Raw genomic sequence first — 23,534 nt, forward strand, 5'->3', positions numbered from 1 at the left:
TCCGGCGGGTGGCCGTCACCCGGTCACCACGGGCACGCCCTCCGGGCGGTCGGCGAGCAGGGCCGCGATGTGGTCCGCGCAGCGCAGGGCCGCCGTAGCCATGGCGGCCCTGGTCATCCCGGCGACGTGCGGGGTGAGCAGGGCGTTCGGCAGGCCGAAGAGCGGCGAGGCGAAGGCGGCGTGCTCGTGCTCGAAGGTGTCGACGGCGGCTGCCGCGAGCGGGTGCGCGGGGTCGCGCAGCGCATCGGCCAGCGCCTGCTCGTCGACGATCCCGCCCCGGGCGGTGTTCAGCAGGATCGACCCCGGACGCATCAGCGCAAGCTCCGCCCGACCGACCATCCCTCGGGTCCGTGGAGTGAGCGGCAGGTGCAGGGAGACCACATCACTGGTCGCCAGCAGCGCGGCGAGGGAACGGGCCCGGGGCACCGACGCCTCGTCCGGCCGGCGCGAGAGGCCCTGGACCTCCATACCCAGAGCGGTCGCCCGTGCGGCCAGGGCCAGGCCGATCCGCCCGAGTCCGACGATGCCCAGGGCCAGCTCCGACAGCTCCACCGCCGGTGCGGCGGGCGCGCGCCAACTGCCTTGGTGCGCCGCCTCGTTGTGTGCCGGGAGATCGCGGGCCAGGGCGAGGAGCTGGGCGAGTGCGAACTCGGCGACCGCATTCGCGTTGGACCCCGGAGTGTGGGTGACAGCGACCCCGTGACGGGCCGCGGCCGCCAACTCGACGTGATCGGTGCCCGCCCCGGCCCGGCCGACCACCCGAAGCCGGTTCGCCAGCCCCGCGTCCGTCGCCGCCGCGAGGAACGCCGCGCGCAGCGGCACCCCCGCACGGGACTTGACCGCGTGGTAGCCGCGTCCGTCCCGGACGGCCTCGGCGAGCAGCGCGGACTCGTCGAAGGCATCGAAGTCCGTGAAGTCCACCCGGCCGCCCCAGGCGGCCCGCGCCCCGGCGGGATCGGCCACCCGCCGGAGGTTCAGCGTGACGGCCAGCCCGTGGCCGAGCAGACGCTCCAGTTCCCGACCCAGCAGCTCGCCAGGAGCCGCGTCCAGCAACAGGACCCGGGCCCGCTCCATGTGGCCCCCCTTTCCCCTGCGTGGACCCTACTGCCGCCGGACATGTCGATGTGTGATCAGGCAGGTGGCGAGGCCGGGAAAGGTTTCATGGATGTCGTCGCGCAGCTCCCGGCGGATGAGTAGGCGGCGGAATCCGTGGAGCCGTGCGATGGTCCGCTCGACGACCCAGCGGTGAACGCCGAGGCCGGATCCGTGGGGTACTCCGCGCCGGGCGATCACCAACGCGGAACGCTCGCTTGCAGGAGGCTCGCGCAGCGCTTCACCCGACCTGCCCACGCGGACAGGCGACTCGATCACGGGCGCCCGAGACTGACGGGGCGCGCATGCTCGCCCGCCGTCTGGAGGTCTACATGTCCAGTTTTTCCCAACTGCCGGATTGGAACTACGCCATGGGGCAGGCAGCTGCCCATCTCCGGGTCCTCGACCACACTTCCAAGGTGGAAAAAGGCAAGAGCCCGACGTTCATGTCGCCCGAGCTGGGGAACCTGCTGCAGGCGTATGCGGCGGCAGCCGACGCATGGATCAAATTTGCGCGCGAGGTTTCCGCGGCTCAGAGTTCCGGGCGCCAAGAGGCTCTGTGAGGACACCCAGCAGCCCTGGCCGCATGTGTTCGCCGGGTTGGCTGGATCACGCGGCGAGGAGGGGTCTGCCGCCCCAACGGACACCACTGGCGGTTGCAGCGACTGCGGGAGTGGGACCGACGAGGGCACGGTAGTCCTGGACGGGCCGTCGATGCCCGTGCTCAGGCTCGGGTGCGCCGCGGCGCACGGCCGGAAGCCCCTCGGAGAGGGCGCGGGCCATCAGCCCGTCCGGTGAGCGGCGGATGCCGAGCGCGGCCTCCGATCGCAGTCGCGCTGTTCCGACCGGTCGGGCCCGGTTGGTGTCGCAAGGGGCGGATGATGGATCGTGTGGACGAGAGCGACTTCGGCGCGGCGGCGGGTCCGGCGGTGCCGGTGGCACTGCGGGGCTCGGCCGGCATCGCGTCCGGCGGTCCGACGCCGACGGTGTTCCTGCTGGTCGGGCTGACCGGGTCGGGTAAGACCACGTATGCCACCCGGGTGCTGGAGCCGGCGGGTGCGGCGCGGCTGTCGGTGGACGAGCTGGTTCATGCCCGGCACGGCCGTTACGGGGTGGACTACCCCGAGCACCGGTACTTCGAGTTGGAGGCTCCGGTGGTCGCGGAGGTCCGCGAGCGCCTGGCCGGGCTGGTGGCCGCCGGGACCGACGTGGTGCTCGACCACGGGCTGTGGCTCCAGCGGGACCGCGACGAGTGGAAGAAGCTGGTCTCCGAAGCCGGTGGACGGTGGCGGCTGCTGTACTTCCCCGTCCCGAAGGGCGAGTTGCTTCGGCGTCTGCAGGAGCGCAACCGGCGCGAGGACGCCAACGCGCTGACCGTGACGGCCGGCGCGCTGGACGACTTCTACGAGCGGTTCGACGTCCCCGAGGGCGAGGGCGAGGAGATCGTCGAGCCCGGCTCGTTCTAGCCGAGCGGCCTGGTCGGTGGGCGCCAGGCGTCCACGATGTGCTGGGCCTCCCCGGCCCACCGGTCGGGGACGGCGGCGAGGGTGGGCGGTCGCGGTCCGAGCGCCTGCGCGCCGATCCGGCCGCCGTTGCGTTCCAAGTGGGCGAGGCCCGTCGACGGATGACGGCGGCGACGCCGTGTCGCCACTTGAAGTGGTGCACGACGATCGGTGGCCGGTTGATCGGCCGGTGGCCGGGGGTGCGGTGGTTGCCGGAGGCGACTTGCATGGACGAGCGGGCGAGTTGGCGCCGGTCAGTCGGGGAGGAGGACGGCGACGCCGGTGACGCGGTCGGCGGCGAGGTCGGTGAGGGCCGTGTTGGCCTGGTGGAGGGGGTAGCGGGTGAGGTGGATGGACGGGCGGACGCGGGCTGCCTCGGTGAGGAAGTCGTGGCCGTCGGTGCGGGTGTTGGCGGTGACGGAGCGGAGGGTGCGTTCCTGGAAGAGGTGGTGCTGGTAGTTCAGGGTGGGGATGTCGGTGAGGTGGATGCCGGCGATCGCGAGGGTGCCGCCGCGGTCGAGGGCGGCGAGGGCGACGGGGACGAGTTCGCCGACCGGGGCGAACAGGATGGCGGCGTCGAGGGGTTCCGGCGGGGCGTCGTAGGAGTCGCCGGCGAAGCCCGCGCCGAGGTCGCGGGCCAGGTCGCGGGCTGCGGGGGCGCGGGTGAAGACGGCCACCCGGGCGCCGCGGGCGAGGGCGATCTGGGCGGTCAGGTGGGCGGAGGCGCCGAAGCCCCAGATGCCGAGGAGGCCGCCCGGCGGGAGGTTCGCGCGGGACAGGGCGCGGTGGCCGATGATGCCGGCGCACAGCAGTGGTGCGAGTTCCTCGGCGGCCGGGCCGTCGGGCAGCGGGTAGGCGAAGCGGGCGTCGGCGGTGACGAACCCGGCGTAGCCGCCGTGCCGGTCCCAGCCGGTGTACGTCGAGGCGGGGCACAGGTTCTCCCGTCCGCTGCGGCAGTACCGGCACTGCCCGCACACCCCGGCCAGCCAGGCCACTCCCGCGCGGTCGCCGACCGCGAACTCCGTCACGCCCGGGCCGGTCGACGTCACCCGCCCGACCACCTCGTGGCCGGGCGTGCAGCGCGGCATCCGGGGCGGGAGGTCGCCCTCGGCGAGGTGCAGGTCGGTGCGGCACACCCCGCACGCCTCCACCTCGACCAGGATCTCCCGATCAGCCGGGACGGGCGGCGGCCGCCGCTCCCACTCGAGCGGCCCGTCCCCGCTGCTCACCGGCCCCGGGCGGGCCACCACCCAGGCGCCGTCCCCTGCCGTTGCCGTCGCACGCGTCGTTTCCACCTTTCCAGCCTGCTCCCGGTGGCGGGGAGGGGACGAGTCGGCCCGGTGACCCGGGCCGGTTGTCGGGCCGAATAGGGCCGTCCGGACCATGCCGCAGGACGGCCCAGGTCGGAAAGCTGGAGGGGTACGGGGCCGGGTCGAGCGGTGAGGAAGGCGGGCGGCATGCACGCGCATCCGCAGCAACGGAAGAACCCACTGAGGCGGAGCAGTGACCGCGTGCAGTGGTGGGTGGGGCGGCTCCTGCTGGTGCTGGCGGTCGGCGGGATCCCGGCGGCGCTCGCCGTCGGCCTGATCGTCCACCAGGACCAGTCCCGGGCGGCCGAGACCGAGGCCGCCACCCGGCACCCGGTGACCGCCCGGCTGGTCGCGGACGTTCCCGCCGCGATGGGCATCACCTCGACCCGGGCCGCCGTCACCTGGAACGCCGACGGCACCGACCACCGGGCGAGCGCCGTGGTGTCCGCCGGCCAGCCGGCCGGCACCCCCGTCCGGATCTGGCTGGACGAACGCGGCGAGGTCGTCCCGCGACCGGCCGGCGCCGGCGAGGCCGTCGCGGTCGCACTGACCGCAGGGCTGCTCGCCGTCACCGCCCTGCCGCTGCTCTGCACCCTGGTGTGGAAGGGCACCCTGCACGTCCTGGACCGCCGCCGCTACGCCGAGTGGGACGCCGAGTGGCAGCAGATCGAGCCGCAGTGGACCCGGCGGCAGCCGAGCTGACCGCGTCGGTGCGGGAGCGTGGCCGGACGCGACACGCAGGCGCGGCGGGTGTCGCGGGCCCGGTGCCCGGTGCGGCGGGACCGCCGGTGGTGGATGGTGGGAGACGGACCCCGGGAGGCACCGCCATGGATCATCAGCCCGCCCCGACGCCCCGGCCGGGACTGCTCACGTTCCTGGGCGGGGTCGGGACCGTGACCGGTAGCAAGTTCCTGGTGGAGACGGACCACGCCCGCGTCATGATCGACTGCGGGCTGTTCCAGGGCCTGGCCGAGCTGCGGCGGCGCAACCGCCGTGCGCTGCCGCTGGACCCCGCCGACGTGCACTGCGTGGTGCTCACGCATGCGCACCTGGACCATTGCGGGTATCTGCCCCGGCTGGTGGCGGACGGGTTCCGGGGGCCGGTCTTCACCACGCCGTACACGGCGCGGATCGCCGAGCTGATCCTGCGTGACAGTGCCCATCTGCTCCAGGAGGACGCCGACCACGCCAACCGGCACGGCTGGTCGAAGCACCGCCCCGCGCTGCCGCTGTACACCGAGCAGGACGTGGAGCGGACCCTCCAGCTGTTCGACCCCGTCGCGCACCACAGCGAGATCGAGATCGCCGACCGGACGGTTCTGCGCCTGCACCCGGCCGGGCACATCCTCGGGTCGTCCTGGGTGCACCTCGCGCTGGAGGACGGCCACACCCTCGCCGTCAGCGGCGACCTCGGCCGGCCCGTCCACCCGCTGCTGAATCCCCCGGACCCGTTCACCGGCGCCGACGTGCTGCTGATGGAGTCCACGTACGGCAACCGGCGGCACGAGGAGACCGCGGCCCGGGAATGGTTCGCGAACGCCATCGACCGGACGCTGGCCCGGGGCGGCACCGTCGTCATCCCGTCGTTCGCCGTGGACCGCACCGAGGTGGTGCTGCACGAGCTCGCCGAGCTCCGCCGCGCGGGGCGGCTGTCGCGCGGCGCACCGGTCTACGTGGACAGCCCGATGGCGCTCGCCACGCTGCGGATCTACCAGGACGCGTTCGCCGAACGGGCGCCCGAACTGCGTCCGGAGGTGCTGGCCCGGGGCGAGGCGGCGATCAGCCCGGAGCCGTTCCGGGCGGTGCGGTCGCTGCCGGAGTCGCTGGAGCTGGAGAACTCCGCGCTGCCCGCGATCCTGGTGTCCGCGTCCGGCATGGCCACCGGCGGGCGCGTCGTGCACCATCTGCACCGGCTGCTGCCCGATCCCCGCAACACCGTGATCGTGGTCGGGTACGCAGCTGCCGGCACCCGGGCGCGGGATCTGGTCGACGGCGCGCGGGTGTTGAAGATGTACGGCGGCTACGTGCCCGTCCGGGCGGAGATCGTCAATGTCCCGGCGTTCTCGGCGCACGCGGACGCCGTCGAGATCGTCGACTGGCTGCGCCCGGCCCCCGCCCCGTCCGCGACGTACCTGGTGCACGGCGAGCCGGAGGGCGCGCAGGCGCTGCGGGACCGGATCGACCGGGAGCTCGGCTGGACGGCCGTGGTGCCGCGGTCCGGGGAGCGGGTGCTGGTGCGCTGAGCGTGCCGTGCCAGTTGCGACCAGAGGCGTGCCTTCATTCGCCTACTGGCCGGGGGAGACCAGTCCGGTCTCGTAGGCGAGGACCACGGCCTGGGCGCGGTCGCGGAGGGTGAGTTTGGCGAAGATCCGGGCGACGTGGGTCTTCACGGTGGCCTCGCTGAGCGTCAGGTGCCGGGCCAGTTCGCTGTTGGAGAGGCCGCGGCCGAGCATCGTCAGTACTTCGAGTTCGCGGGGTGTCAGCGCCGCGAGGTCGCGGTGGACGGCCGGGGCGCGGTCGGCGGGAGAGGCGGCGGACGGCGGCTCGGTGGCGAAACGTTCGACCAGGCGGCGGGTGATGGAGGGGGAGAGCAGCGCGTCGCCGGTGTCCACCAGGCGGACGGCGGCGGCCAGGTGGGCCGCTGTGACGTCCTTGAGCAGGAAGCCGCTGGCGCCGAGGGACAGCGCGGCGTAGACGTAGCGGTCGAGGTCGAAGGTGGTCAGCATCAGCACCCGGCAGTCCGGCTGCCGGGCGAGGATCCGGCGGGCCGCTTCGAGGCCGTCGAGGACCGGCATCCGGATGTCCATGAGTACGACGTCGGGGCGTAGTCGGGCGGCGAGTGCGACGGCCTCGGCGCCGTCGGCGGCCTCGCCGACCACGTCGATGCCGCGGGCGGTGAGGATCAGCCGGAAGCCGGTGCGGATCAGTTCCTGGTCGTCGGCGATCAGCACGCGGGGCGGAGGAAGCGTGCTCATGCGGCGCCCGCCAGCGGGATCCGGGCGCGGACCCGGTAGCCGCCGCCGAGGCGGTGCCGGGCGTCCAGGTCGCCGCCGTACACCGCGACGCGTTCGCGCAGGCCGAGCAGGCCCCGGCCGGTGCCGTCCGGGCGGCGCCGGGGTGCGGGGGAGGCGCCGCTGAGGATGCTGGGGCCGGTGTTCAGCACCTCGACCCGCAGGTAGCGGTCGGTCCAGCGCACCGTCACCTCGGCCTTTCCGCCGTCGCCGTGGCGCAGCGCGTTGGTCAGCGCCTCCTGCACGATCCGGTACGCCGTCAGGTCGATGCCGGCGGGCAGCGGCCGCGGCTCGCCGGAGATCCGCACCTCCACCGGGAGGCCGGCGAAGGCGATCCGGTCGACCAGCGCGCCGAGTCCGTGCAGGCCGGGCTGCGGCGCGAGGTCGGCCTCCTCGTCGGAGCCGTCCGCCGCGGGGGCCAACAGGCCCAGCAGCTGGCGCAGTTGGGTCATCGTGTCGCGGCCCGCGCCCTCCACGGCGGCCAGCGCGGTGGCGGCGGCGTCGGGCATCAGCGCCAGCACCTCGCGGGCGGCGCCGGCCTGAACGACCATCAGGCTCACGTTGTGGCTGACGATGTCGTGCAACTCGTGGGCGATCCGGGCCCGTTCGGCGTCCACCGCGGCCCGGGCCGCGCTCTCCCGCTCGCGCTCCAGCAGCCAGCCGCGGTCCTCCAGCGCCTTGCGGTGCCGCCGCCGTTCGCGCAGCAGCGCGGCGCCGAACCAGCCCGCGGCGGCCAGTGCGGCCAGCAGCGCGCCGACCAGCAGAACTCCCCGATCCCCGTGCACCCCGTCACTCTGGCAGAGCCACAGGTGTACGCGCATCATCCGCCGGATCCAGCGCCGTACATCCCCGGGATGACGACGGCTCAGGGATGCACCTGAAGAGGGACGCCGGGGCTCGGCGGGGTCGGGCAGTGTTCGGTGCCATGACGGAACGAGGCAAGGTCGTCAGGTTGGACGACGCACGCGGCGAGCACGGGGATGTGGTCGTCCGACTGGACGGCGTACGCAAGGAGTTCGGCGAGACCGCCGCGCTGGACGGGGTCTCGCTGGAGATCCGGGCCGGCGAGGCGGTGGCCGTGATGGGGCCCTCGGGGTGCGGCAAGTCCACGCTGCTCAACATGGTGGCGGGACTGGACCGGCCCAGCGCGGGCCGGGTCGAGGTGAACGGCGAGGACCTGGGCCGGCTGAACGAGACCGGGCTGGCGCTGTACCGGCGCCGCCGGATCGGCATGATCTTCCAGTTCTTCAACCTGATCGACGACCTGCCGGCGCTGGACAACGTCGCACTGGCCGCCCAGCTGACCGGCAGCCCGGCCGGCCAGGCCCGGCGGCGGGCGCTGGAACTGCTCGACGAACTCGGCATCGCCGACCGGCGCTCGGTCTACCCGGCGGCGCTCAGCGGCGGCGAGCGCCAGCGCGTGTCGGTGGCCCGGGCGCTGATGAACCGTCCGGCGCTGCTGCTCGCCGACGAGCCGACCGGCGCACTGGACAGCCGGGCCGGCGAGCAGGTGATGGACCTCTTGATCGACCTCAACCAGATCGGGCAGACCCTGCTGATGGTCACCCACGACAAGCGCCTGGCCACCCGCTGCGCCGGTCGGCTGATCGAGCTGGCCGACGGCAAGGTGGCCCGCGAGAGCCTTCTGGAGCGGGCATGAGCACGTTCTCGAGTCGGGCGGGGTGGGTCGGCTCGGGTGCCGTCTGGCAGGCGTCCCGCGCCGCCGTGAAACGCCGCCGGCTGCAGACCTTCGTGATCGGCCTGGTGGTCTTCCTCTCCGCCACCACCCTGGTGGTCGCGCTCGGGCTGATCGACGCGGCCAGTGCCCCGTTCGACAAGGCCTTCGGTGCTTCGAGCGGCGCCCATCTGACCGCAGCCTTCGACCCGGCCAAGGCCACCGAGGCCCAGCTCGCCGAGACCGTGAAGCAGCCCGGCGTGACTGCCGCGGGCCCGTTCGGCCAGCTCCACGTGGACCTGGAGGACCCGACCGGCGACCTGCCCGAACAGCCCGCCACCCTGGTCGGACGGGCCGACCCGGGCGGGCCGGTGGACCGGTTGGAGGTCTGGAAGGGCCACTGGGCCACCGCCCCCGGCGAACTGGTGCTCAACCTGCCCCGCGGCGCCCGCCCGCCGGACTCCCTGATCGGCTCCACCCGCACGATCGCCGGCCGGGGGAGTCTCACCGTGGTCGGCGTGGCCAGCAGCGTGACCGGCACCGCCGACGGCTGGGTGACGCCCGCCCAGCTGACGGAGCTGCACCCCACCGCCGTCCAGATGCTCTACCGCTTCCCGCACGCCGGATCGGCGGGCGACATGGACGCCGCCACGGCCGCGATCACCGGGCAGCTGCCGCCGGGCTCGCTGGTCTCGGGCCTGTCCTGGCTGAAGGTCAAGGAACAGGTCGGCCGGGGCGCCAAGCTCTTCGTCCCGCTGCTGATGACCTTCGGCGTCGTCGGCCTGATCGTGGCCGTGCTGATCGTCGGCAATGTGATCAGCGGCGCCGTGGTCTCCGGCTTCCGGCACATCGGCGTGCTCAAGGCGATCGGCTTCACCCCGAACCAGGTGGTCGCCGTCTACCTGACGATGCTGTCCGTCCCTGCCGTGGTCGGCTGCGTGCTGGGCACCGTCGCGGGCAACCTGGCGGCCGTGCCGCTGGTCACCCTGTCGCTGCGCGGCATCGTCGGCACCACCTATGTGATCAGCCCCTGGGTGGACGCTTTTGCCCTGCTCGGCCTGCCCGCCGTGGTGGTGCTCGCCGCGCTGCTCCCGGCGATGCGCGCCCACCGGCTGTCCGCCGCCCGGGCGATCAGCGCGGGCAGCGCGCCGCGCGCCGGGCGCGCCCTGCGGGTCCAGCGCCGGCTGGCCGGCGCCCGGCTGCCGCGCTCCGTCAGCCTGGGCCTCGGCCTGCCGTTCGCCCGGCCCAGCCGTACCGCGCTGACGCTGGCCGCCGTGGTGCTCGGCTCCGCCGCCGTCACCCTGACCACCGGGCTGACCAGCACCATGACCAAGTACGGGGACACGGTGGAGCACGTCGGCCAGCGGCGGGTCGAGATCGACACCGGCCAGAGCCGGATGAACCAGACCGAGCCGACCCTGCCGAACACCGAGATCGAGGCGAAACTGCGCGAACTGCCCGGCGCGGCAAAGGTGATGGTCAACTCCTACGCGCTGGCCCAGCTGGTCGGCGACCCGCAGCCGGTCATCGTCGACGCGATGCGCGGCGACTTCCAGCAGCTCGGCCCGCTGCTCCTCAAGGGCCGCTGGTTCGGCGGATCCGACGAGATCGTCGCCTCGGCGGGCTTCCTGCACCAGCGCGGACTCGCCGTCGGCGACCAACTGACACTCTCGGTGGGCGACCGGCAGACCCGGATGACCATCGTCGGCGACTGCCTGGTCTCCGCCCCCGACCTGGTCTTCGCCGACTGGCAGGGCCTCCGGGCGGCCGCGCCGGACAGCAAGTCGCTCGACCGGGTCCCGCAGTACGTCGTGCAGTTCGCGTCCGACGCCGACCCGGCCGGGTTGCAGCGCGCCGTCAAGGCGATCGACCCCGGGCTCTACCCGAACGCCGGGACGACGGTCAACGCCGGTTCGGTGACGGTGATCAGCACCTCCGGCATCCTCACCCTGCTGCTCGGCGCCGTCACCGCGCTCGGCGTCTTCAACACCGTCGTTCTCAACACCCGGGAGCGCCGCCGCGACCTCGGGGTGTTCAAGGCGATCGGCATGACGCCCCGCCAGGTGAAGGCGATGATGATCACCTCGATGGCCGCCGTCGGACTGGTCGGCGGACTGGTCGGGCTGCCGCTCGGGGTGCTCGCCCACCGCCTGCTGGTGAGCGTCACCTTCGGTGCGGCCGGGATCGAACTCCCCGGCTGGATGGTGCACATCTGGTCGCCCGCGAACCTGGCCGCGCTGAGCCTGGCGGGTGCGCTGATCGCGGCGGCGGGCGCGCTGGTCCCGGCCCGGTCGGCGGCCCGGCTGACCGTGGCGGAGGTGCTGCGCGGCGAGTGAGAGCCCGTCGCGTTCCTGCTCGGCCCCGGCGGCATCCCCGCCGGGGCCGATCATTTATCCGACGGATATTAATTCCTATCGCAGGATGGCCACTTCAATTCAATCTTGGTTTGTGCGCGATTCGACTTCGGGTACTCTCTGACCGGCCGACCGGAATTCCCGGGTCGATTCGACGGGCCTGCGTGCGTGGTGGCGGGCGAAGGTGGGTGAGCGCATTGAACAGTTCGGCAGTTGACCTGATGAATATCGGTGACCAGCCGGATGCGGAAGCGATTCTGTGGTCGGTCTTCGCCCCCGAGGCCCGGGAGAATCCCTACGCCCCGCTCGCGGCGCTGCGCAGGATCACCCCCGTCCTGCACCACGAGGAATTGGACACCCGCTTTCTGACGGGGTTCGCCGAATGCCAGGCCGCCCTGGCCGGCCCGGCCTTCGCGGTGCCCGACCGGGCCTGGATGGAGCGGGAACAGCCCGAGTGGCAGGCCCACTCCGCAGCCGACATGTTCTACGCCTCGCTGCTCGGCACCAACGGAGCCGCCCACGAGCGCCTGCGCGGCCCCCTGGTGAAGGCGTTCGGGCCCCGGCGGACGGCCGCGCTGTCCGCGGCCATCGAGCAGACCGTCGACGAACTGCTCGACGGCTTCGCCGACGCCACCGCCGACGGCGGCACGGCCGACTTCCAGGAACTGGTCGGCTACCCGCTGCCGGTCGCGGTGGTCGGCCGACTGATCGGCGTGCCCGCCGCCGAGCAGGAGCGCTTCCACCGGCTCGGACGCGACGCCGCGCGCCTGCTGGAACCGGTGCGCTCCGACGAGGACTGGCGGCTCGCGGACGAGGCAGTCACCGCCCTGCGCGGCTACTTCACCGAACTGCTGCGCGAGCGCCGCGCCCGGCCCGCCGAGGACCTCACCTCGGGGCTGCTCACCCAAGCCGCGGTCGACCAGCATCCGCTGGAAGAACGGGAGTTGGTGGACGTCCTGGTACTGGTCTTCGTCGCCGGGTTCGAAACCACCGCCGGGCTGCTCGGGCTCTCGGTGCACGCCCTGCTCACCCACCCCGACCAGGCGGCCCTGCTGCGCGCCGACCCGGGCCTGCTGCCCGGCGCGGTCGAGGAGTCCCTGCGCTGGGACGGGCCGGTGCTGATGACCGAACGGCTCGCCACCCGGCCCGCCGAGATCGGCGGCGTGCACGTCCCCGCCGGCGGCAGCGTCACCGCCGTCATCGGCGCCGCCAACCGGGATCCGAGGCGCTACCCGGAGCCCGACGCGTTCCTGGTCCGCCGCCCCGAGCGGCACGTACTGAGCTTCGGCGCCGGGCCGCACTACTGCTTCGGCGCGGCACTGGCCCGCCTCGAAGGGGCCGCGCTGCTCGGCCGGCTGCTCGACCGCTTCCCCCGGCTCGCCCTCGCCGGGCCACCGGTGCGGCGCGCGTCCGCCTGCCTGCGCTCGTTCGACGCGCTGCCACTGGTGGCCGTCGGCTGACGGCCACCCGCCGCACGTGTCGTACCGCCACTCCCCGAAGGACGTGCCAGTGAACTACCTGCACCGCGAACGCGCCGAACTCGAAGCGCTCATGCCCGGGTTGGACCAGGCACTCGCCCGCCACCCGCTGACGGCACTGGAACAGGCACCCAGCCCGGCCATCGAGGAGTTCAAGAACGCCGGCGGCCCCGGCCTGCTGGTGCCCGCCGCCCACTCCGGCGCCGGAGCGAGCGCCCTGCAGGCCGTCCGGGTGCAGCGCGCCGTCGGCGCCCGCTGCCCCTCGCTCGCGGTCGCCACCACCATGCACCACTTCTCCATCGCCGGCCTGGTCGAAGCCGCCAAGTACGGCAACGGCCTGGAAGGGCTGCTGCTCGAGGCGATCGCCAAGGAACGGATGCTGGTCGCGTCCGGATTCGCCGAAGGCCGGCCCGGCCAGAACATCCTCACCCCGCACATCACCGCCGAACGGCGCGGCGACCGGATCGTCCTCAACGGCAGCAAAATGCCGTGCAGCCTCTCCCGCTCGATGGACCTGCTGACCGCCTCCGTCGCCCTCACCGGCGAGGACGGCATCCCGAGGCTCGCCGTCGCACTGATCCCCGCCGCCACCCCGGGAGTCACCGTCCGCCCGTTCTGGGGCACGCACATCCTGGCCGGCGCCGAGAGCGACGAAGTCCGGCTCACCGACGTCGAGCTGGACCCGAGCATGGTGGTCGCCACCGAAGTCACCGCCGACGCCGTGCCCGACACACTCAACGTGGCGGGCTTCCTCTGGTTCGAAGTCCTGCTCACCGCCGGCTACCTCGGCATGGCCAGCGCCCTGGTCGAACGCGCCCTGCACCGCAAAGGCGGCGGCGAGGACGACCCCACGCCCTACCTCGTCCCCGTCGAAGCCGCCATGCTCGCCGTCGAGGCCGTCGCCCGCGCCATGGCCGACGAGGAGTGGAACGAGGCCCTGCTGGTCCAAGCACTCACCGCCCGCTACGCCGCACAGGACGCCATCGCCCGCACCACCCGGGCCTGCCTCGCCGCCCTCGGCGGCATGGCGTTCATCGGCTCACCCGACGGCTCCTACCTCGCCTCCGCCGCCGTCGGCCTGACCTTCCACCCACCGGCCCGCAACAGGATGGCCCGCCCACTGCGGGAGTTCCTCGACGGCCGCGCCCTGCGGATCGGCTGAGCCGGTGGCACCGGGCTACCAGATCGAAGAGCTGCGCAGCGTCGAGGAGTTGCCACCCGGCGCCTGGGAACGGCTCGCCCCGCCCGACGACCCGATGTGGTCCCGGGGCGTGTTCACCGCGCTCGAACGCAGCCGCGTCGGGCCGGCCGGCTACCGCTACCTGACGGTCCGCCACGAGAGCGACCTGGTGGCCGTCCTGCCACTGTGCCTGTTCCGCGACCTGATGCTCGACCGGATCGTCGGCCCCCAGGAACGCCGCCTGCTCGCCCCGCTGCGCCGCGTCGCGCCCCGCCTGCTGCGGGTCCCGATGCTGTTCTGCGGCCACCTGCTCGGCCAGGGCCACCTGCTGACCGCCCGCCCGCTCGACGCCCCGGCCGGGCGCCTGCTGGTGGACGCCGTCCTCGACTTCGCGCGCCGCGAGGGACTCGGAACGGTGGTGTTCAAGGACTTCGCCGCCCCCGACCTCGCCCCACTGCGCGAACCGCTCACCGCCGCCGGCTTCTTCCTCGCCCCAGGCCTCCCCGACACCGAACTCGCCCTGTCCGCCGCCACCTTCGAGGAGTACCTGGCCGGCCTCCCCGCCAAGCCACGGCGCAACGCCCGCGCCAAGATCCGCCGCTTCCAGGCCCACCCCGACCTGCGGATCGAGATCCTCGCCGAATACGCGCACCTGCTGCCCCAACTGCTCGCCCTCTACCGGCAGGTGATGGACCGCGCCGACCAGACACTCGACGTCCTCGACCACGCCTTCCTCACCGCCCTCACCGGCCAGGACGACCCGTGCAGCCGCCTGGTGGTCTGCTTCGAAGGAGCGGAGCCCGTCGGCTTCCTGCTCTGCCTGTTCACCGGCGACGGCGCCATCGGCGCCCGGATCGGCCTCGACTACCGCCTCAACCACGACGCCGCGATCTACCACAACCTGCACTACGCGGCCGTCCGGCTCGCCATGGACAACGGCTGCCGACACATCCGCTTCGCTCAGACCGCCTACGAACCCAAGGTCGAGATGGGCTGCGCGCTGATCGAGCAGTGGCACGCCATGACCCACGTCCGCGCCCTGCCCCGCGCGGTGCTCCGCCGACTCCTCCCGGCAACCCTCACCGCCGCCCGCGCCGACGCGCTCGGACCGCACCACACCCAACCGACCCACCGCGAAAAGAGGCCCTCACATGCCGCGCGTTGAAGTGGAGCTGCCCATCGCCGTGGCGCCCGAGGACGCCTGGCCGGTCGTGGTGGACGTCCTCGGCTACCCCGACTGCATGGACAGCGTCGACTCCGTCGAAATCGTCGAACAACCCGACGAGAACCACCGCACCACCGCCTGGTCCGTCCGCCTCAAGGGCTCCGTCCTGCGCTGGACCGAGACCGAACTCATCGACCACACCGCGCGCCGCTTCGACTTCGAACAACTCAGCGGCGACCTCGGCGCGTTCGTCGGCCACTGGGCGGTGAGCGCCGCACCCGGCGGCGGCAGCACCGTCGCCCTGCACGTCGACTTCGACATCGGCATCCCACTGCTCGCCGACATGCTCAACCCCGTCGCGGCCGACGCACTGCGCGAGAGCGCCGCCCAGATGCTCGCCGCCCTCGAACAGCGACTGCTGCTCCAGGCGGTGAGCCGGTGACCACCGCCCCCGCTTTCGATCAGCTGCGCCGCCACTTCTCCCCGAAACTCGCCCTGTCCGGCGGCTTCGCCGGCCGCGGTGCCGTCGAAGTGGCCGCCGAAGGCTGCCGGGTGACGCTCTCCGACGGCCGCACCGCACTCGACTTCGGCTCCTACGCCGTCACCCTGCTCGGCCACCGCCACCCCGCCGTGACCGCCGCCGTGCACGCCCAGCTCGACGCCATGCCGACCGCCACCCGCAGCCTCGCCAACCCCGTCGCCGCCCAGGCCGCCGCCGCCCTCAGCGGCTACCTCGGCGACGCGCTCCCCAAGGTCTACTTCGGCCTGAACGGGGCCGACGTCGTCGAAGTCGCCGTCAAACTCGCCCGACTGGCCACCGGCCGCACCCGCGTCCTCGCCGTACGCGGCGGCTTCCACGGCAAATCGCTCGGCGCACTCGCCCTCACCCACAGCCCGCTCTACCGCACCGGCCTGCTCGGCTGCGCCGTAGACGTCGTCCACCTCGACGCCGACGACCCGCACGCCGTGGCCCGCGAAGTGGCGGGCGGCGAAGTGGCCGCCGTCGTCCTCGAACCGGTCCAGGGCGAGAACGGCGCACAGCCACTGCCCACCGAGACCCTGCGCCAGTGGTGCGAGGACGCCGCCCGGCACGGCACCTTCGTGATCGCCGACGAGATCCAGTGCGGCCTGCGCCGCTGCGGCGAACGCTCCGTCGCCCTCGCCGACGGCCTCCCGGTCGACGCCGTCCTGCTCGGCAAACCGCTCGGCGGCGGCGTCGTCCCGCTCTCCGCGCTGCTCTGCACCGAACGGATGTACGCACCACTCGCCGCCGACCCGTTCCTGCACTCCGCCACCTTCGGCGGCCACCCGCTGAGCTGCGCCGCCCTCCCCGCCGCACTCGAGGTGATCGAGGAACTCGCCGACCACGGACGCCAGTTGGCAGCACAACTGGACGGCGTCCTCGACGAGCTCCGGGCCCGCCACCCCGACGTGGTGCGCGCCGTCCGCGGCCGCGGCCTGCTGCGCGGCATCGACTGCGTCTCGCCGCACGCCGCCGGCACCACCCTGGTCGAACTGGCCGGCACCGGACTCCTGGTGTCGCCCTGCCTGAGCCGCCCCACCACCGTCCGGCTGCTGCCACCGCTCATCAGCACCGCCGCCGACATCGCCGAAGCGGCCACCCTGCTGGACGCCGCACTCGCGGCGACCGGACGAACCCTGCGCAGAACAGACGCCGGCTGACCACGGCCGGCACCGAGGCCGCACCCGCGGCGGAAGGAGCGAAGGAAGCTTTGCCCACACGAGAGGAACTGGCCGTCACGGTCAGAACGGTCATCTCCGACGTCCTCGGCACCGACCCCGCCGAACTCCAGGACCGCACCAGCCTGCTCGAGGACTACGGCATCGACAGCCTGGAACTCATGGAGATCGGCGCCCGACTGGAACGCGCCCTCCAACTGCGCATCGACCCGGGCGACCTGATCGCCGCCCGCGACGTCGGCCACGCCATCGACCTGCTGCGCACCCGGCTGGACACCGCCGTATGAACGGCCGCCACCCCACGGGCGGACACCGCGTCGCCGTCACCGGAATCGGCGTCAAGTCCCCGGCCGGCAACGGAATCGAGGAGGTCTACGCCGCCCTGCTGGCCGGCCGCTCCGCTACCACCCGGCTCGACCGCCTGGCCGACTCCGGCCTGCCCGTCCACATCGCCTGCCTGACCCCGCCGTTCGACGTCACCGCGTACCTCACCCCCCGCGAGGTACGCCAGATCGACCGCCCCGCGCAACTGCTGCTCTGCGCCGCCGCCGACGCGCTGGCCGAGGCCCGACTGCCCGCCGACCAGCGGACCGACCGTATCGGCGTCCAGATCGGCACCGGCATCGGCGGCCTCACCAGCATGGAGGACGCCACCACCGGCTTCGCCCACCGCCCCCGCGACCTGCCCGTGCACACCGTCCCCAGAACCATGAACAACTCGCCCGCCTGCCGGATCGCGCTGCGCCACGGCTTCCAGGGCGTCTGCACCACCTACTCCAGCGCCTGCGCCAGCGGCAGCACCGCCCTCGCCGAGGCCGCCCGCCGGATCCGGCACGGCGAACTCGACGTGGCGGTGGCCGGAGGCGTCGACTCCGCGGTGAGCACCGTGGTGATGGGCTCGTTCGCCCGGATGCGGGCCCTGTCCACCCGCAACGACGACCCGGCGACGGCCAGCCGCCCGTTCGACGCCGACCGGGACGGCTTCGTGATGGGGGAGGGTGCGGCCGTCCTGGTGCTCGAACGCTGGGAGGCGGCCCGCGCCCGTGGTGCCCGCATCCACGGCGAGATCGCCGGCTGGGCCGAGACCTGCGACGCCTTCCACATCGCCGCCCCGCACGAATCCGGCGAAGTGGCCGGCCGGTGCATGACGCAGGCCATCGCCGATGCCGGGCTGTCCGCCGCCGACATCGGCCACATCAGCGCCCACGGGACATCGACGGTGCCCGGCGACCGCGCCGAGGCCCGGGCGATCGACCAGTGCTTCGACGGCCAGTCGCCACCGGTCACCGCCGTCAAGGGCGTCACCGGCCACCTGATCGGCGCCGCCGGCGCGCTCGAGGCCGCACTCGCCCTGGTCTGCGCGGCCCGTGGCACCGTCCCGCCCGTCGCCAACCTGCGCAGCAGCCCCGAGGCGCACTGGGTGGACCTGGTGAGCGGCGCGCCGCGCACCGTCGCGCCCGCCCCCGTGCTGTCCAACTCCTTCGGGTTCGGCGGCCAGAACGCCTGCCTGGTGCTCGCGCCCCCGCTCTGAACCCCCGTCAGCTCAATTCGCGGAGCCAAACATGCGAGTCCTTCTCACCGGGGCGACCGGAGTGGTCGGCACCGAGTTCGCGCACCAACTGCGCGCCGCCACCGCCGCGCACGGCCGGCCCCTCACCCTCGTCCCGGTGGCGCGGCGGGACGAGACGGTGGTGCGCTGGCGGATGGGCGCCGAACCGCCACCCGCCGAACTGGCCGGGCACTGGGACGTCATCGTGCACGCGGCGGCCAGCACCCGCTGGACGCTGACCCGCGACGAGGCCGTCGCCGCCAACCTCGAACCGCTGCGCGCCGTCCTCACCCTCGCCGACCGCGACACCCACCTGGTCCAGGTGTCCACCGCGTACGTCGGCGGCGTCCGCAACCCCGAGGACCTGCGCGGCACCGAGTTCGAGGGCTACCGCAACGGCTACGAGTGGTCCAAGGCCACCTGCGAGGCGATCGCCCGCCAGGCCCACCCCGGCCCGCTCACCCTGATCCGCCCGCCCCTGGTGGTCGGCCGCCGCGGCACCGGCGAGATCGCCCGCTTCTCCGGCCCCTACTCGATCCTCCAGGCGCTGGTCTCCGGCACCGCCGCCGTGGTGGTCGGCGACCCGGCCGGCCACGCCGAGATCAGCTCCGTCGACGAGGTCGCGGCGGCCATGGTCGCCGCCGTCCTCGCTCCGCCGCCCGAGCAGCCCCGCACCGAGGTGATCGCCGCCGGCCCCGACAGCCTCGACCTCGACGAACTCCTCGACGTCATCTGCGTCACCCTCAACCGCTTCCGCGCCGCGCACGGCGTCGCCCCCATCGACCGCCCCCCGCTGGTGTCCGTCGACAGCTGGAACCGCTTCTTCCTGCCGCTCGCCGACCAGTGGCTCTCGCCCATCCAGAGCCAGGCCGTCAAACTGCTCGCGATGTTCCAGAGCTACACCAGCATGCGCCGCCCCTTCGACCCCACCTGGAAGGTCGCCGACCCCGCCGCCGCCATGGCCGCCTCCGTCCACCACTGGGCCGAACGCCGCCCCCGCCTCGCCCTGGCCCGCCCCGAACCGTGGACGCTGCTCACGTCCTGACGTCGCGTCAGCAGCCCCGGTTCGAGGGCGACGACCACGCTGCGGCCCGGATCGACGGCGAGACCGGAACGGGCGGCCTCCGCCGGCATCCTGGTCGGCCGGGTGCGCCGCCCGGCACGCCCGGCCGGTTGAACCTGCCGTCCGATCGGTGGACAGCCGTGGCCCACTATCCTAGCGCTAGGATAGTTTCCATGGACTCAGGCCTGACCGCCGCCGAGCTGACGCTGCTCGGGCTGCTGGTGGAGAAACCCCGGCACGGATACGAGCTGGAGGGGGTGATCGCGGAGCGCGGGATGCGGGAGTGGACCGAGGTCGGATTCAGCTCGATCTACTACCTGCTGACGAAGCTCCGGGAACGCGGACTGATCGAACAGGTCGAGGGATCGGCCGTCGTCGGCGACAAACGGCGCAAGGTGTTCGGCGCGACCGCCGAGGGCCGACGGGCCTGCGCGGCGGCGGCCGAGGCGGCGATCGCCGAACTGCACCCGCTGTACCCGCGCGTCCTGGTCGGCCTGGCCAACCAGCCCGCCATCGGCCACGAACAGCTGCTCGACGCCCTGGAGCGGCGCTCGCGGGCGCTCGCCGAACGCATCGAGCAAGTGGCCGAAGCCGCCGGGCCGCCCGTGCCCGATTTCGCGCGCGCGATCTTCGACTACTCGCTGGGCCAACTACGCGCCGAACAGGACTGGTTGGACCGTTACCGGGCATCGCTTGGCGGTGCGCACCCACAAGGAGGGGGACCGAGCATGGCACCGTACGACATCAAGAAGGACCTGAAGGAGTTCTACGCGCCCAAGAACACCACGTGGGCCGTCGTGGACGTCCCCGAACAGCAGTTCCTCGCCGTCGACGGCAGCGGCAACCCGAACACCGCACCCGCCCACGCCGCCGCCGTCGAGGCGCTCTACGCCGTCGCGTACACCCTGAAGTTCGCGGGCAAGCAGGCCGAGGGCGGCCGGGACTTCGTGGTCGGCCCGCTGGAAGGGCTGTGGTGGGCCGAGGAGTTCGAGGCCTTCACCAGCCGGGACAAGGACAGCTGGAACTGGACCATGATGATCAGCCTGCCCGGCTGGATCACCGAGCAGATGATCGACGAGGCCCGGCAGACCGCACTCGCCAAGAAGAAGCACCCCACCATCGCCGACGTCCGCCGGCTCACCCTGCACGAGGGCCCCAGCGCCCAGCTGCTGCACATCGGCTCCTACGACGACGAAGCGCCCGCCCTGCACCAGCTGCACCACGAGTACCTGCCGGCCAACGGCCTGCGGCCCGGCGCCAAGCACCACGAGATCTACCTCGGCGACCCCCGCAGGACCGCGCCAGAGAAACTGAAGACCGTCGTCCGCCAGCCGGTCGAACCCGCCTGACCGGTAAGGGTGTTCACGGCCCCGCGATCCGGTCGGCGTGCCGGCGGACGTAGTCGCCGACACCGGTGGCCGGACGCCCGGTGACCAGCTGCACGCCGTCGGCCCGGCGGTCGTAGCGGTTCTCGGCGTGCAGCCGGGCCATGGTGGCGATGTGCTCGAACACGTGGTCCGGCAGCCCGAGCGGCTCGAGGTCGCGGTCGATCCACTCGTCGAGCGGCACATCGGTGTAGCCGACCGGCCGGCCGAGGGCGGCGGACACCTCCGCGGCGACGGCGTCCCCGTCCTGCGAGCGCGGGCCGGTCAGTTCGTAGGTGCGGCCGAGGTGCGGCTGCGGCTCGGCCAGCACCTGCGCGACCACCGCCGCGACGTCGGCCGCCGCGACCGGCGAGGTCCGGGCGCGGCCGAGCGGCAGCCGGATGGTGCCGTCCCGGGCGATCGAGGACAGGCCGACCCGGAACAGCGGGTTCTCCAGGAACACGGTCGGCCTGACCTCGACCACCGGCAGCCCCGACCAGCCGAGGACCTGCTCCACCAGCCACTGCTGCCGGTGCTGCCGCGACTCGCCCGCCTCGGCCAAGTCCAGCTCGGAGACGGTCAGTTGCGACATGTTGACCAGTACCTCCAGGTCCGGCGCCGCCCGCGCCACGGCCGCCGTCGTGACCGCGGCCTGGAGGTACTGGGCCGACACGCCCATGCCGAAGTACACCCGCGTGCAGCCCGACAGCGCCTTCGTCACCTCGCCGATCCGGGTCAGGTCCGCGACCACCACCTCGGCGCCCGTCGCCCGCAGCGCCTTGGCGCGCTCGTCGTCGCGCCGCACCAGCGCCCGGACCGGCAGGCCGCGTCCGCGCAACTCCTCCACCACGGACCGCCCCACGGCCCCCACCCTGCCTGCGGCGCCGGTCACCAGAATCGGCTGCACGCGGGATCTCCTTCCCCGGCCTGTCGCGCCGTCAGACGGTCGCGGCGTCGATGACGAAGCGGTAGCGGACATCGCCGGCCTGCACGCGCTTGTACGCCTCGTTGACCTGGTCGGCGCGGATCGTCTCGATCTCGGCGGCCACGCCGTGCCGCGCGCAGAAGTCGAGCATCTCCTGGGTCTCCGCGATGCCGCCGATGCTGGAACTGCTCATGCTGCGCCGGTTGCCGCCCAGCGTGCGCAGGTCCACCGGCAGCTCCTTCTCGGGCAGGCCGAGGTTGACCATGGTGCCGTCCCGGCGCAGCAGGTCGAACAGGGCGGGGAAGTCGAGCGGGGCGGAGACGGTGTTGAGGATCAGGTCGAAGCGGCGGGAGAGCGCGTCGAAGGTCGCCGGGTCGGAGGTGGCGTAGTAGCGGTCGGCGCCCAGCCGCAGGCCGTCGTCCCGCTTGCGCAGCGACTGCGACAGCACGGTGACCTCCGCCCCGAGCGCGTGCGCGATCTTCACCGCCACGTGGCCGATGCCGCCGAAACCGACGACCGCGACCCGCTTCCCCGGGCCCGCGCCCCAGTGCCGCAGCGGCGAGTAGGTGGTGATGCCGGCGCACAGCAGCGGGGCGCCGGCGTCCATCGGGAGGGCGTCCGGGAAGCGCAGCACGAAGTCCTGATCCACGACGATGGTCTCCGCGTAGCCGCCGTAGGTCGGCCGGCCCTGCCGGTCGACGGCGTTGTACGTCCACACCGGGCCGTCGTCGCAGTACTGCTCCAGCCCCGCCCGGCAGTTGTCGCACGTCCGGCAGGAGTCGACCATGCAGCCGACGCCGACCCGGTCGCCGACCGCGAACTTCGTGACACTCCCGCCGACTTGAGCGACCACTCCGGTGATCTCGTGCCCCGGGACCATCGGGAAGACGGCGCCGCCCCAGCCGTCGTGGACCTGGTGGATGTCGGAGTGGCAGATGCCCACGAAGGCGATGTCGATCAGCACGTCGTGCTCGCCGACCGGCCGGCGCTCGACGGTGGTGCGCGCGAGCGGGGCGTTGGCGGCGGGGGCGGCGTAGGCGGCGACGGTGGTCATTCCGTCGGGTCCCTTCTCTGCGGAACGGGTCTGGGTGTCGGTGTGGCGGGTGAACCACCCGCGCGGCTACCGCCGATGGGGCGACGGCCGGTGACGTCAGGGGAAGTCACGGGGAAGTCACGGGGAACAGGGGCGGGTCTCGGTCCAGTCGACGAGCAGGCGGCGTTCGGCGAAGAGCCAGCGGCCGTGCTGCTTGACGAACACGTCCAGGTAGCGGATGGCGGCGATCATGACCGTGCGTTCGGCGTCCGCCCCGTAGGAGAGGTGGTGCGCCAGGCAGTAACTCTCGCCCGTCGCGCGGTCGCCGTCCAGGGTGACGGTGCTCCGACCGTTGAAGTGCAGGGTCGCCCGGTGGGAGTTCAGGTCCGCGAAGACCGGCGCGAGGGCCTCCCGGCCGCGCAGCTCCTGGGCCGGCTCGGCCGCGCCGGCGTCCATGTGCACCAGGAAGCGGGCGTCCTCGGTGAACAGGGCCTGCTGCCCCGCGGCGTCCCGGCGATCCGCGCAGCGCGCGTACGCGTCGACCAGTTCCCGGATGGCCAGCCGGTCGGCGGCCTCCTGCTCCGAGACCGGGGTGTGGACGGACATGGCGGCTCCCTCGGGACGGCGTCCGGTACACCTGTTACGACACCCCGGGCCCGGGCCGCCCGCAACGCGGACCTGTTGCTCAGCCGCGGAGGGTCCGCATCGCCGTCGCCCAGGTTCGATCAGGCCGCCGCCCGTGAGCTGCGGGAGGAGGCAGGGCTGGTCGTCGCCCCCGAGGAGCTGCGGCTGGTCCACACCGTTCAGGTCGGGGCGGGGTGGGACGGCAAAGGGCCGTTCCTGCTCTCGGTGTTCGCCGCGACGTCCTGGCAGGGCGAGCTGACGAACACCGAGCCCGACAAGCACCTCGCCGTCCGCTGGGTGGACGCCGTGGCGCTGCCCACCCCGATGTTCCCCACCTTGCACGCCGCCCTCACCGCCTACCTCACCGGCGGCGGGCGGGGCTTCTCCACCCACGGCTGGGACAGCGACGTGGATCCGCGCGCCCTGGTCGAGCAGTGACGTGTGTCGTGTGTCATCGGGGCGGGGCTTGACGGGCACTGCGGCCAATAGGTGATCATGGGGCGTCACC

24 protein-coding genes and 1 pseudogene are annotated in these 23,534 nt (G+C 73.3%); 16 read left to right on the plus strand and 9 right to left on the minus strand.

What is annotated here, in order from left to right:
- Positions 1–15: 15 nt before the first annotated feature.
- Positions 16–1,074, minus strand: a complete 1,059-nt coding sequence (locus tag ACGFWJ_RS06320) for an NAD(P)-dependent oxidoreductase (protein WP_392945823.1) — start codon at positions 1,072–1,074, stop codon at positions 16–18.
- Between the two features lie 27 nt (positions 1,075–1,101).
- Positions 1,102–1,290: pseudogene (locus ACGFWJ_RS06325) on the minus strand (IS5/IS1182 family transposase); the annotation flags it as partial.
- A 107-nt stretch (positions 1,291–1,397) separates the two neighbouring features.
- Between ACGFWJ_RS06325 and ACGFWJ_RS06330 the strand changes: the two are divergent.
- Both ACGFWJ_RS06330 and ACGFWJ_RS06335 read left to right on the plus strand, forming a co-directional pair.
- The gene (locus ACGFWJ_RS06330) at positions 1,398–1,655 is read left to right on the plus strand and encodes a hypothetical protein (RefSeq protein WP_392945825.1); all 258 of its coding nucleotides are present in this window, start codon (positions 1,398–1,400) and stop codon (positions 1,653–1,655) included.
- 327 nt (positions 1,656–1,982) lie between these two features.
- Positions 1,983–2,558, plus strand: coding sequence for an AAA family ATPase (locus ACGFWJ_RS06335; RefSeq protein ID WP_392945827.1), 576 nt, complete (start codon positions 1,983–1,985; stop codon positions 2,556–2,558).
- Here the strand turns inward: ACGFWJ_RS06335 and ACGFWJ_RS06340 are convergent.
- Positions 2,555–2,695 carry a hypothetical protein gene (locus ACGFWJ_RS06340; RefSeq protein WP_392945829.1) on the minus strand — a complete coding sequence of 47 codons (141 nt, stop codon included), beginning with the start codon at positions 2,693–2,695 and terminating at the stop codon, positions 2,555–2,557. The genes ACGFWJ_RS06335 and ACGFWJ_RS06340 overlap by 4 nt on opposite strands.
- 153 nt (positions 2,696–2,848) lie before the next feature.
- A complete protein-coding gene (locus ACGFWJ_RS06345) occupies positions 2,849–3,889 on the minus strand; it encodes a zinc-dependent alcohol dehydrogenase family protein (RefSeq protein ID WP_392945831.1) in 1,041 nt (346 codons plus the stop codon).
- A 216-nt stretch (positions 3,890–4,105) separates the two neighbouring features.
- On the opposite strand from ACGFWJ_RS06345, the gene ACGFWJ_RS06350 reads away from it, so the two are divergent.
- Both ACGFWJ_RS06350 and ACGFWJ_RS06355 read left to right on the plus strand, forming a co-directional pair.
- Positions 4,106–4,606, plus strand: coding sequence for a hypothetical protein (locus ACGFWJ_RS06350; protein WP_392945833.1), 501 nt, complete (start codon positions 4,106–4,108; stop codon positions 4,604–4,606).
- 191 nt (positions 4,607–4,797) lie between these two features.
- Complete coding sequence (locus ACGFWJ_RS06355) at positions 4,798–6,147, plus strand: MBL fold metallo-hydrolase RNA specificity domain-containing protein (RefSeq protein WP_392945835.1); 1,350 nt, start codon at positions 4,798–4,800, stop codon at positions 6,145–6,147.
- Between the two features lie 42 nt (positions 6,148–6,189).
- On the opposite strand, the gene ACGFWJ_RS06360 is transcribed toward ACGFWJ_RS06355, so the two are convergent.
- Complete coding sequence (locus ACGFWJ_RS06360; protein WP_392945837.1) at positions 6,190–6,879, minus strand: response regulator; 690 nt, start codon at positions 6,877–6,879, stop codon at positions 6,190–6,192.
- Positions 6,876–7,739: a sensor histidine kinase gene (locus ACGFWJ_RS06365; protein WP_392945839.1), complete on the minus strand. Its 864-nt coding sequence runs from the start codon at positions 7,737–7,739 to the stop codon at positions 6,876–6,878. The genes ACGFWJ_RS06360 and ACGFWJ_RS06365 overlap by 4 nt, the downstream gene beginning before the upstream one ends.
- A 101-nt stretch (positions 7,740–7,840) precedes the next feature.
- Here ACGFWJ_RS06365 and ACGFWJ_RS06370 point away from each other — a divergent pair, with 101 nt between their 5' ends.
- The 11 genes from ACGFWJ_RS06370 to ACGFWJ_RS06420 all read left to right on the plus strand — a co-directional run bounded on the left by ACGFWJ_RS06370 (position 7,841) and on the right by ACGFWJ_RS06420 (position 20,429).
- A complete protein-coding gene (locus tag ACGFWJ_RS06370) occupies positions 7,841–8,575 on the plus strand; it encodes an ABC transporter ATP-binding protein (RefSeq protein ID WP_392945841.1) in 735 nt (244 codons plus the stop codon).
- Positions 8,572–10,926: an FtsX-like permease family protein gene (locus ACGFWJ_RS06375; RefSeq protein WP_392945843.1), complete on the plus strand. Its 2,355-nt coding sequence runs from the start codon at positions 8,572–8,574 to the stop codon at positions 10,924–10,926. Before ACGFWJ_RS06370 ends, ACGFWJ_RS06375 begins: the two co-directional genes overlap by 4 nt.
- Before the next feature lie 239 nt (positions 10,927–11,165).
- Positions 11,166–12,404: a cytochrome P450 gene (locus ACGFWJ_RS06380; RefSeq protein ID WP_392945845.1), complete on the plus strand. Its 1,239-nt coding sequence runs from the start codon at positions 11,166–11,168 to the stop codon at positions 12,402–12,404.
- A 49-nt stretch (positions 12,405–12,453) separates the two neighbouring features.
- A complete protein-coding gene (locus ACGFWJ_RS06385; protein ID WP_387864082.1) occupies positions 12,454–13,584 on the plus strand; it encodes an acyl-CoA dehydrogenase in 1,131 nt (376 codons plus the stop codon).
- Positions 13,585–13,588: 4 nt separating this feature from the next.
- Positions 13,589–14,767, plus strand: coding sequence for a GNAT family N-acetyltransferase (locus ACGFWJ_RS06390; protein WP_392945847.1), 1,179 nt, complete (start codon positions 13,589–13,591; stop codon positions 14,765–14,767).
- On the plus strand, positions 14,754–15,209 hold the full coding sequence (locus tag ACGFWJ_RS06395) for a type II toxin-antitoxin system RatA family toxin (protein ID WP_387646736.1): 456 nt from the start codon (positions 14,754–14,756) through the stop codon (positions 15,207–15,209). Before ACGFWJ_RS06390 ends, ACGFWJ_RS06395 begins: the two co-directional genes overlap by 14 nt.
- On the plus strand, positions 15,206–16,450 hold the full coding sequence (locus ACGFWJ_RS06400; protein WP_392945849.1) for an aspartate aminotransferase family protein: 1,245 nt from the start codon (positions 15,206–15,208) through the stop codon (positions 16,448–16,450). The genes ACGFWJ_RS06395 and ACGFWJ_RS06400 overlap by 4 nt, the downstream gene beginning before the upstream one ends.
- 50 nt (positions 16,451–16,500) lie before the next feature.
- Positions 16,501–16,755 carry an acyl carrier protein gene (locus ACGFWJ_RS06405; RefSeq protein WP_387646731.1) on the plus strand — a complete coding sequence of 85 codons (255 nt, stop codon included), beginning with the start codon at positions 16,501–16,503 and terminating at the stop codon, positions 16,753–16,755.
- Positions 16,752–17,999, plus strand: a complete 1,248-nt coding sequence (locus ACGFWJ_RS06410) for a beta-ketoacyl-[acyl-carrier-protein] synthase family protein (protein ID WP_392945852.1) — start codon at positions 16,752–16,754, stop codon at positions 17,997–17,999. The genes ACGFWJ_RS06405 and ACGFWJ_RS06410 overlap by 4 nt, the downstream gene beginning before the upstream one ends.
- Positions 18,000–18,030: 31 nt before the next feature.
- Positions 18,031–19,062, plus strand: coding sequence for an SDR family oxidoreductase (locus ACGFWJ_RS06415; protein WP_392945854.1), 1,032 nt, complete (start codon positions 18,031–18,033; stop codon positions 19,060–19,062).
- Between the two features lie 191 nt (positions 19,063–19,253).
- Positions 19,254–20,429, plus strand: coding sequence for a GyrI-like domain-containing protein (locus ACGFWJ_RS06420; RefSeq protein WP_392945856.1), 1,176 nt, complete (start codon positions 19,254–19,256; stop codon positions 20,427–20,429).
- A 13-nt stretch (positions 20,430–20,442) separates the two neighbouring features.
- On the opposite strand, the gene ACGFWJ_RS06425 is transcribed toward ACGFWJ_RS06420, so the two are convergent.
- From ACGFWJ_RS06425 to ACGFWJ_RS06435, 3 genes are all read right to left on the minus strand, one after another.
- Entirely contained in the window at positions 20,443–21,351 is a 909-nt protein-coding gene (locus tag ACGFWJ_RS06425; protein ID WP_392945858.1) for an NAD(P)H-binding protein, read from the minus strand.
- Positions 21,352–21,382: 31 nt separating this feature from the next.
- Positions 21,383–22,423 carry an NAD(P)-dependent alcohol dehydrogenase gene (locus tag ACGFWJ_RS06430; protein ID WP_392945860.1) on the minus strand — a complete coding sequence of 347 codons (1,041 nt, stop codon included), beginning with the start codon at positions 22,421–22,423 and terminating at the stop codon, positions 21,383–21,385.
- A 117-nt stretch (positions 22,424–22,540) separates the two neighbouring features.
- Positions 22,541–23,008 (minus strand): nuclear transport factor 2 family protein, encoded by a 468-nt coding sequence (locus ACGFWJ_RS06435; RefSeq protein ID WP_387646718.1) that lies wholly within the window; start codon positions 23,006–23,008, stop codon positions 22,541–22,543.
- Positions 23,009–23,083: 75 nt separating this feature from the next.
- On the opposite strand from ACGFWJ_RS06435, the gene ACGFWJ_RS06440 reads away from it, so the two are divergent.
- Positions 23,084–23,464 carry an NUDIX domain-containing protein gene (locus ACGFWJ_RS06440; RefSeq protein ID WP_392945862.1) on the plus strand — a complete coding sequence of 127 codons (381 nt, stop codon included), beginning with the start codon at positions 23,084–23,086 and terminating at the stop codon, positions 23,462–23,464.
- Positions 23,465–23,534 lie beyond the last annotated feature (70 nt).

The sequence above is a fragment of the Kitasatospora sp. NPDC048407 genome (assembly GCF_043200475.1).
Taxonomy (GTDB): Bacteria; Actinomycetota; Actinomycetes; order Streptomycetales; family Streptomycetaceae; genus Kitasatospora.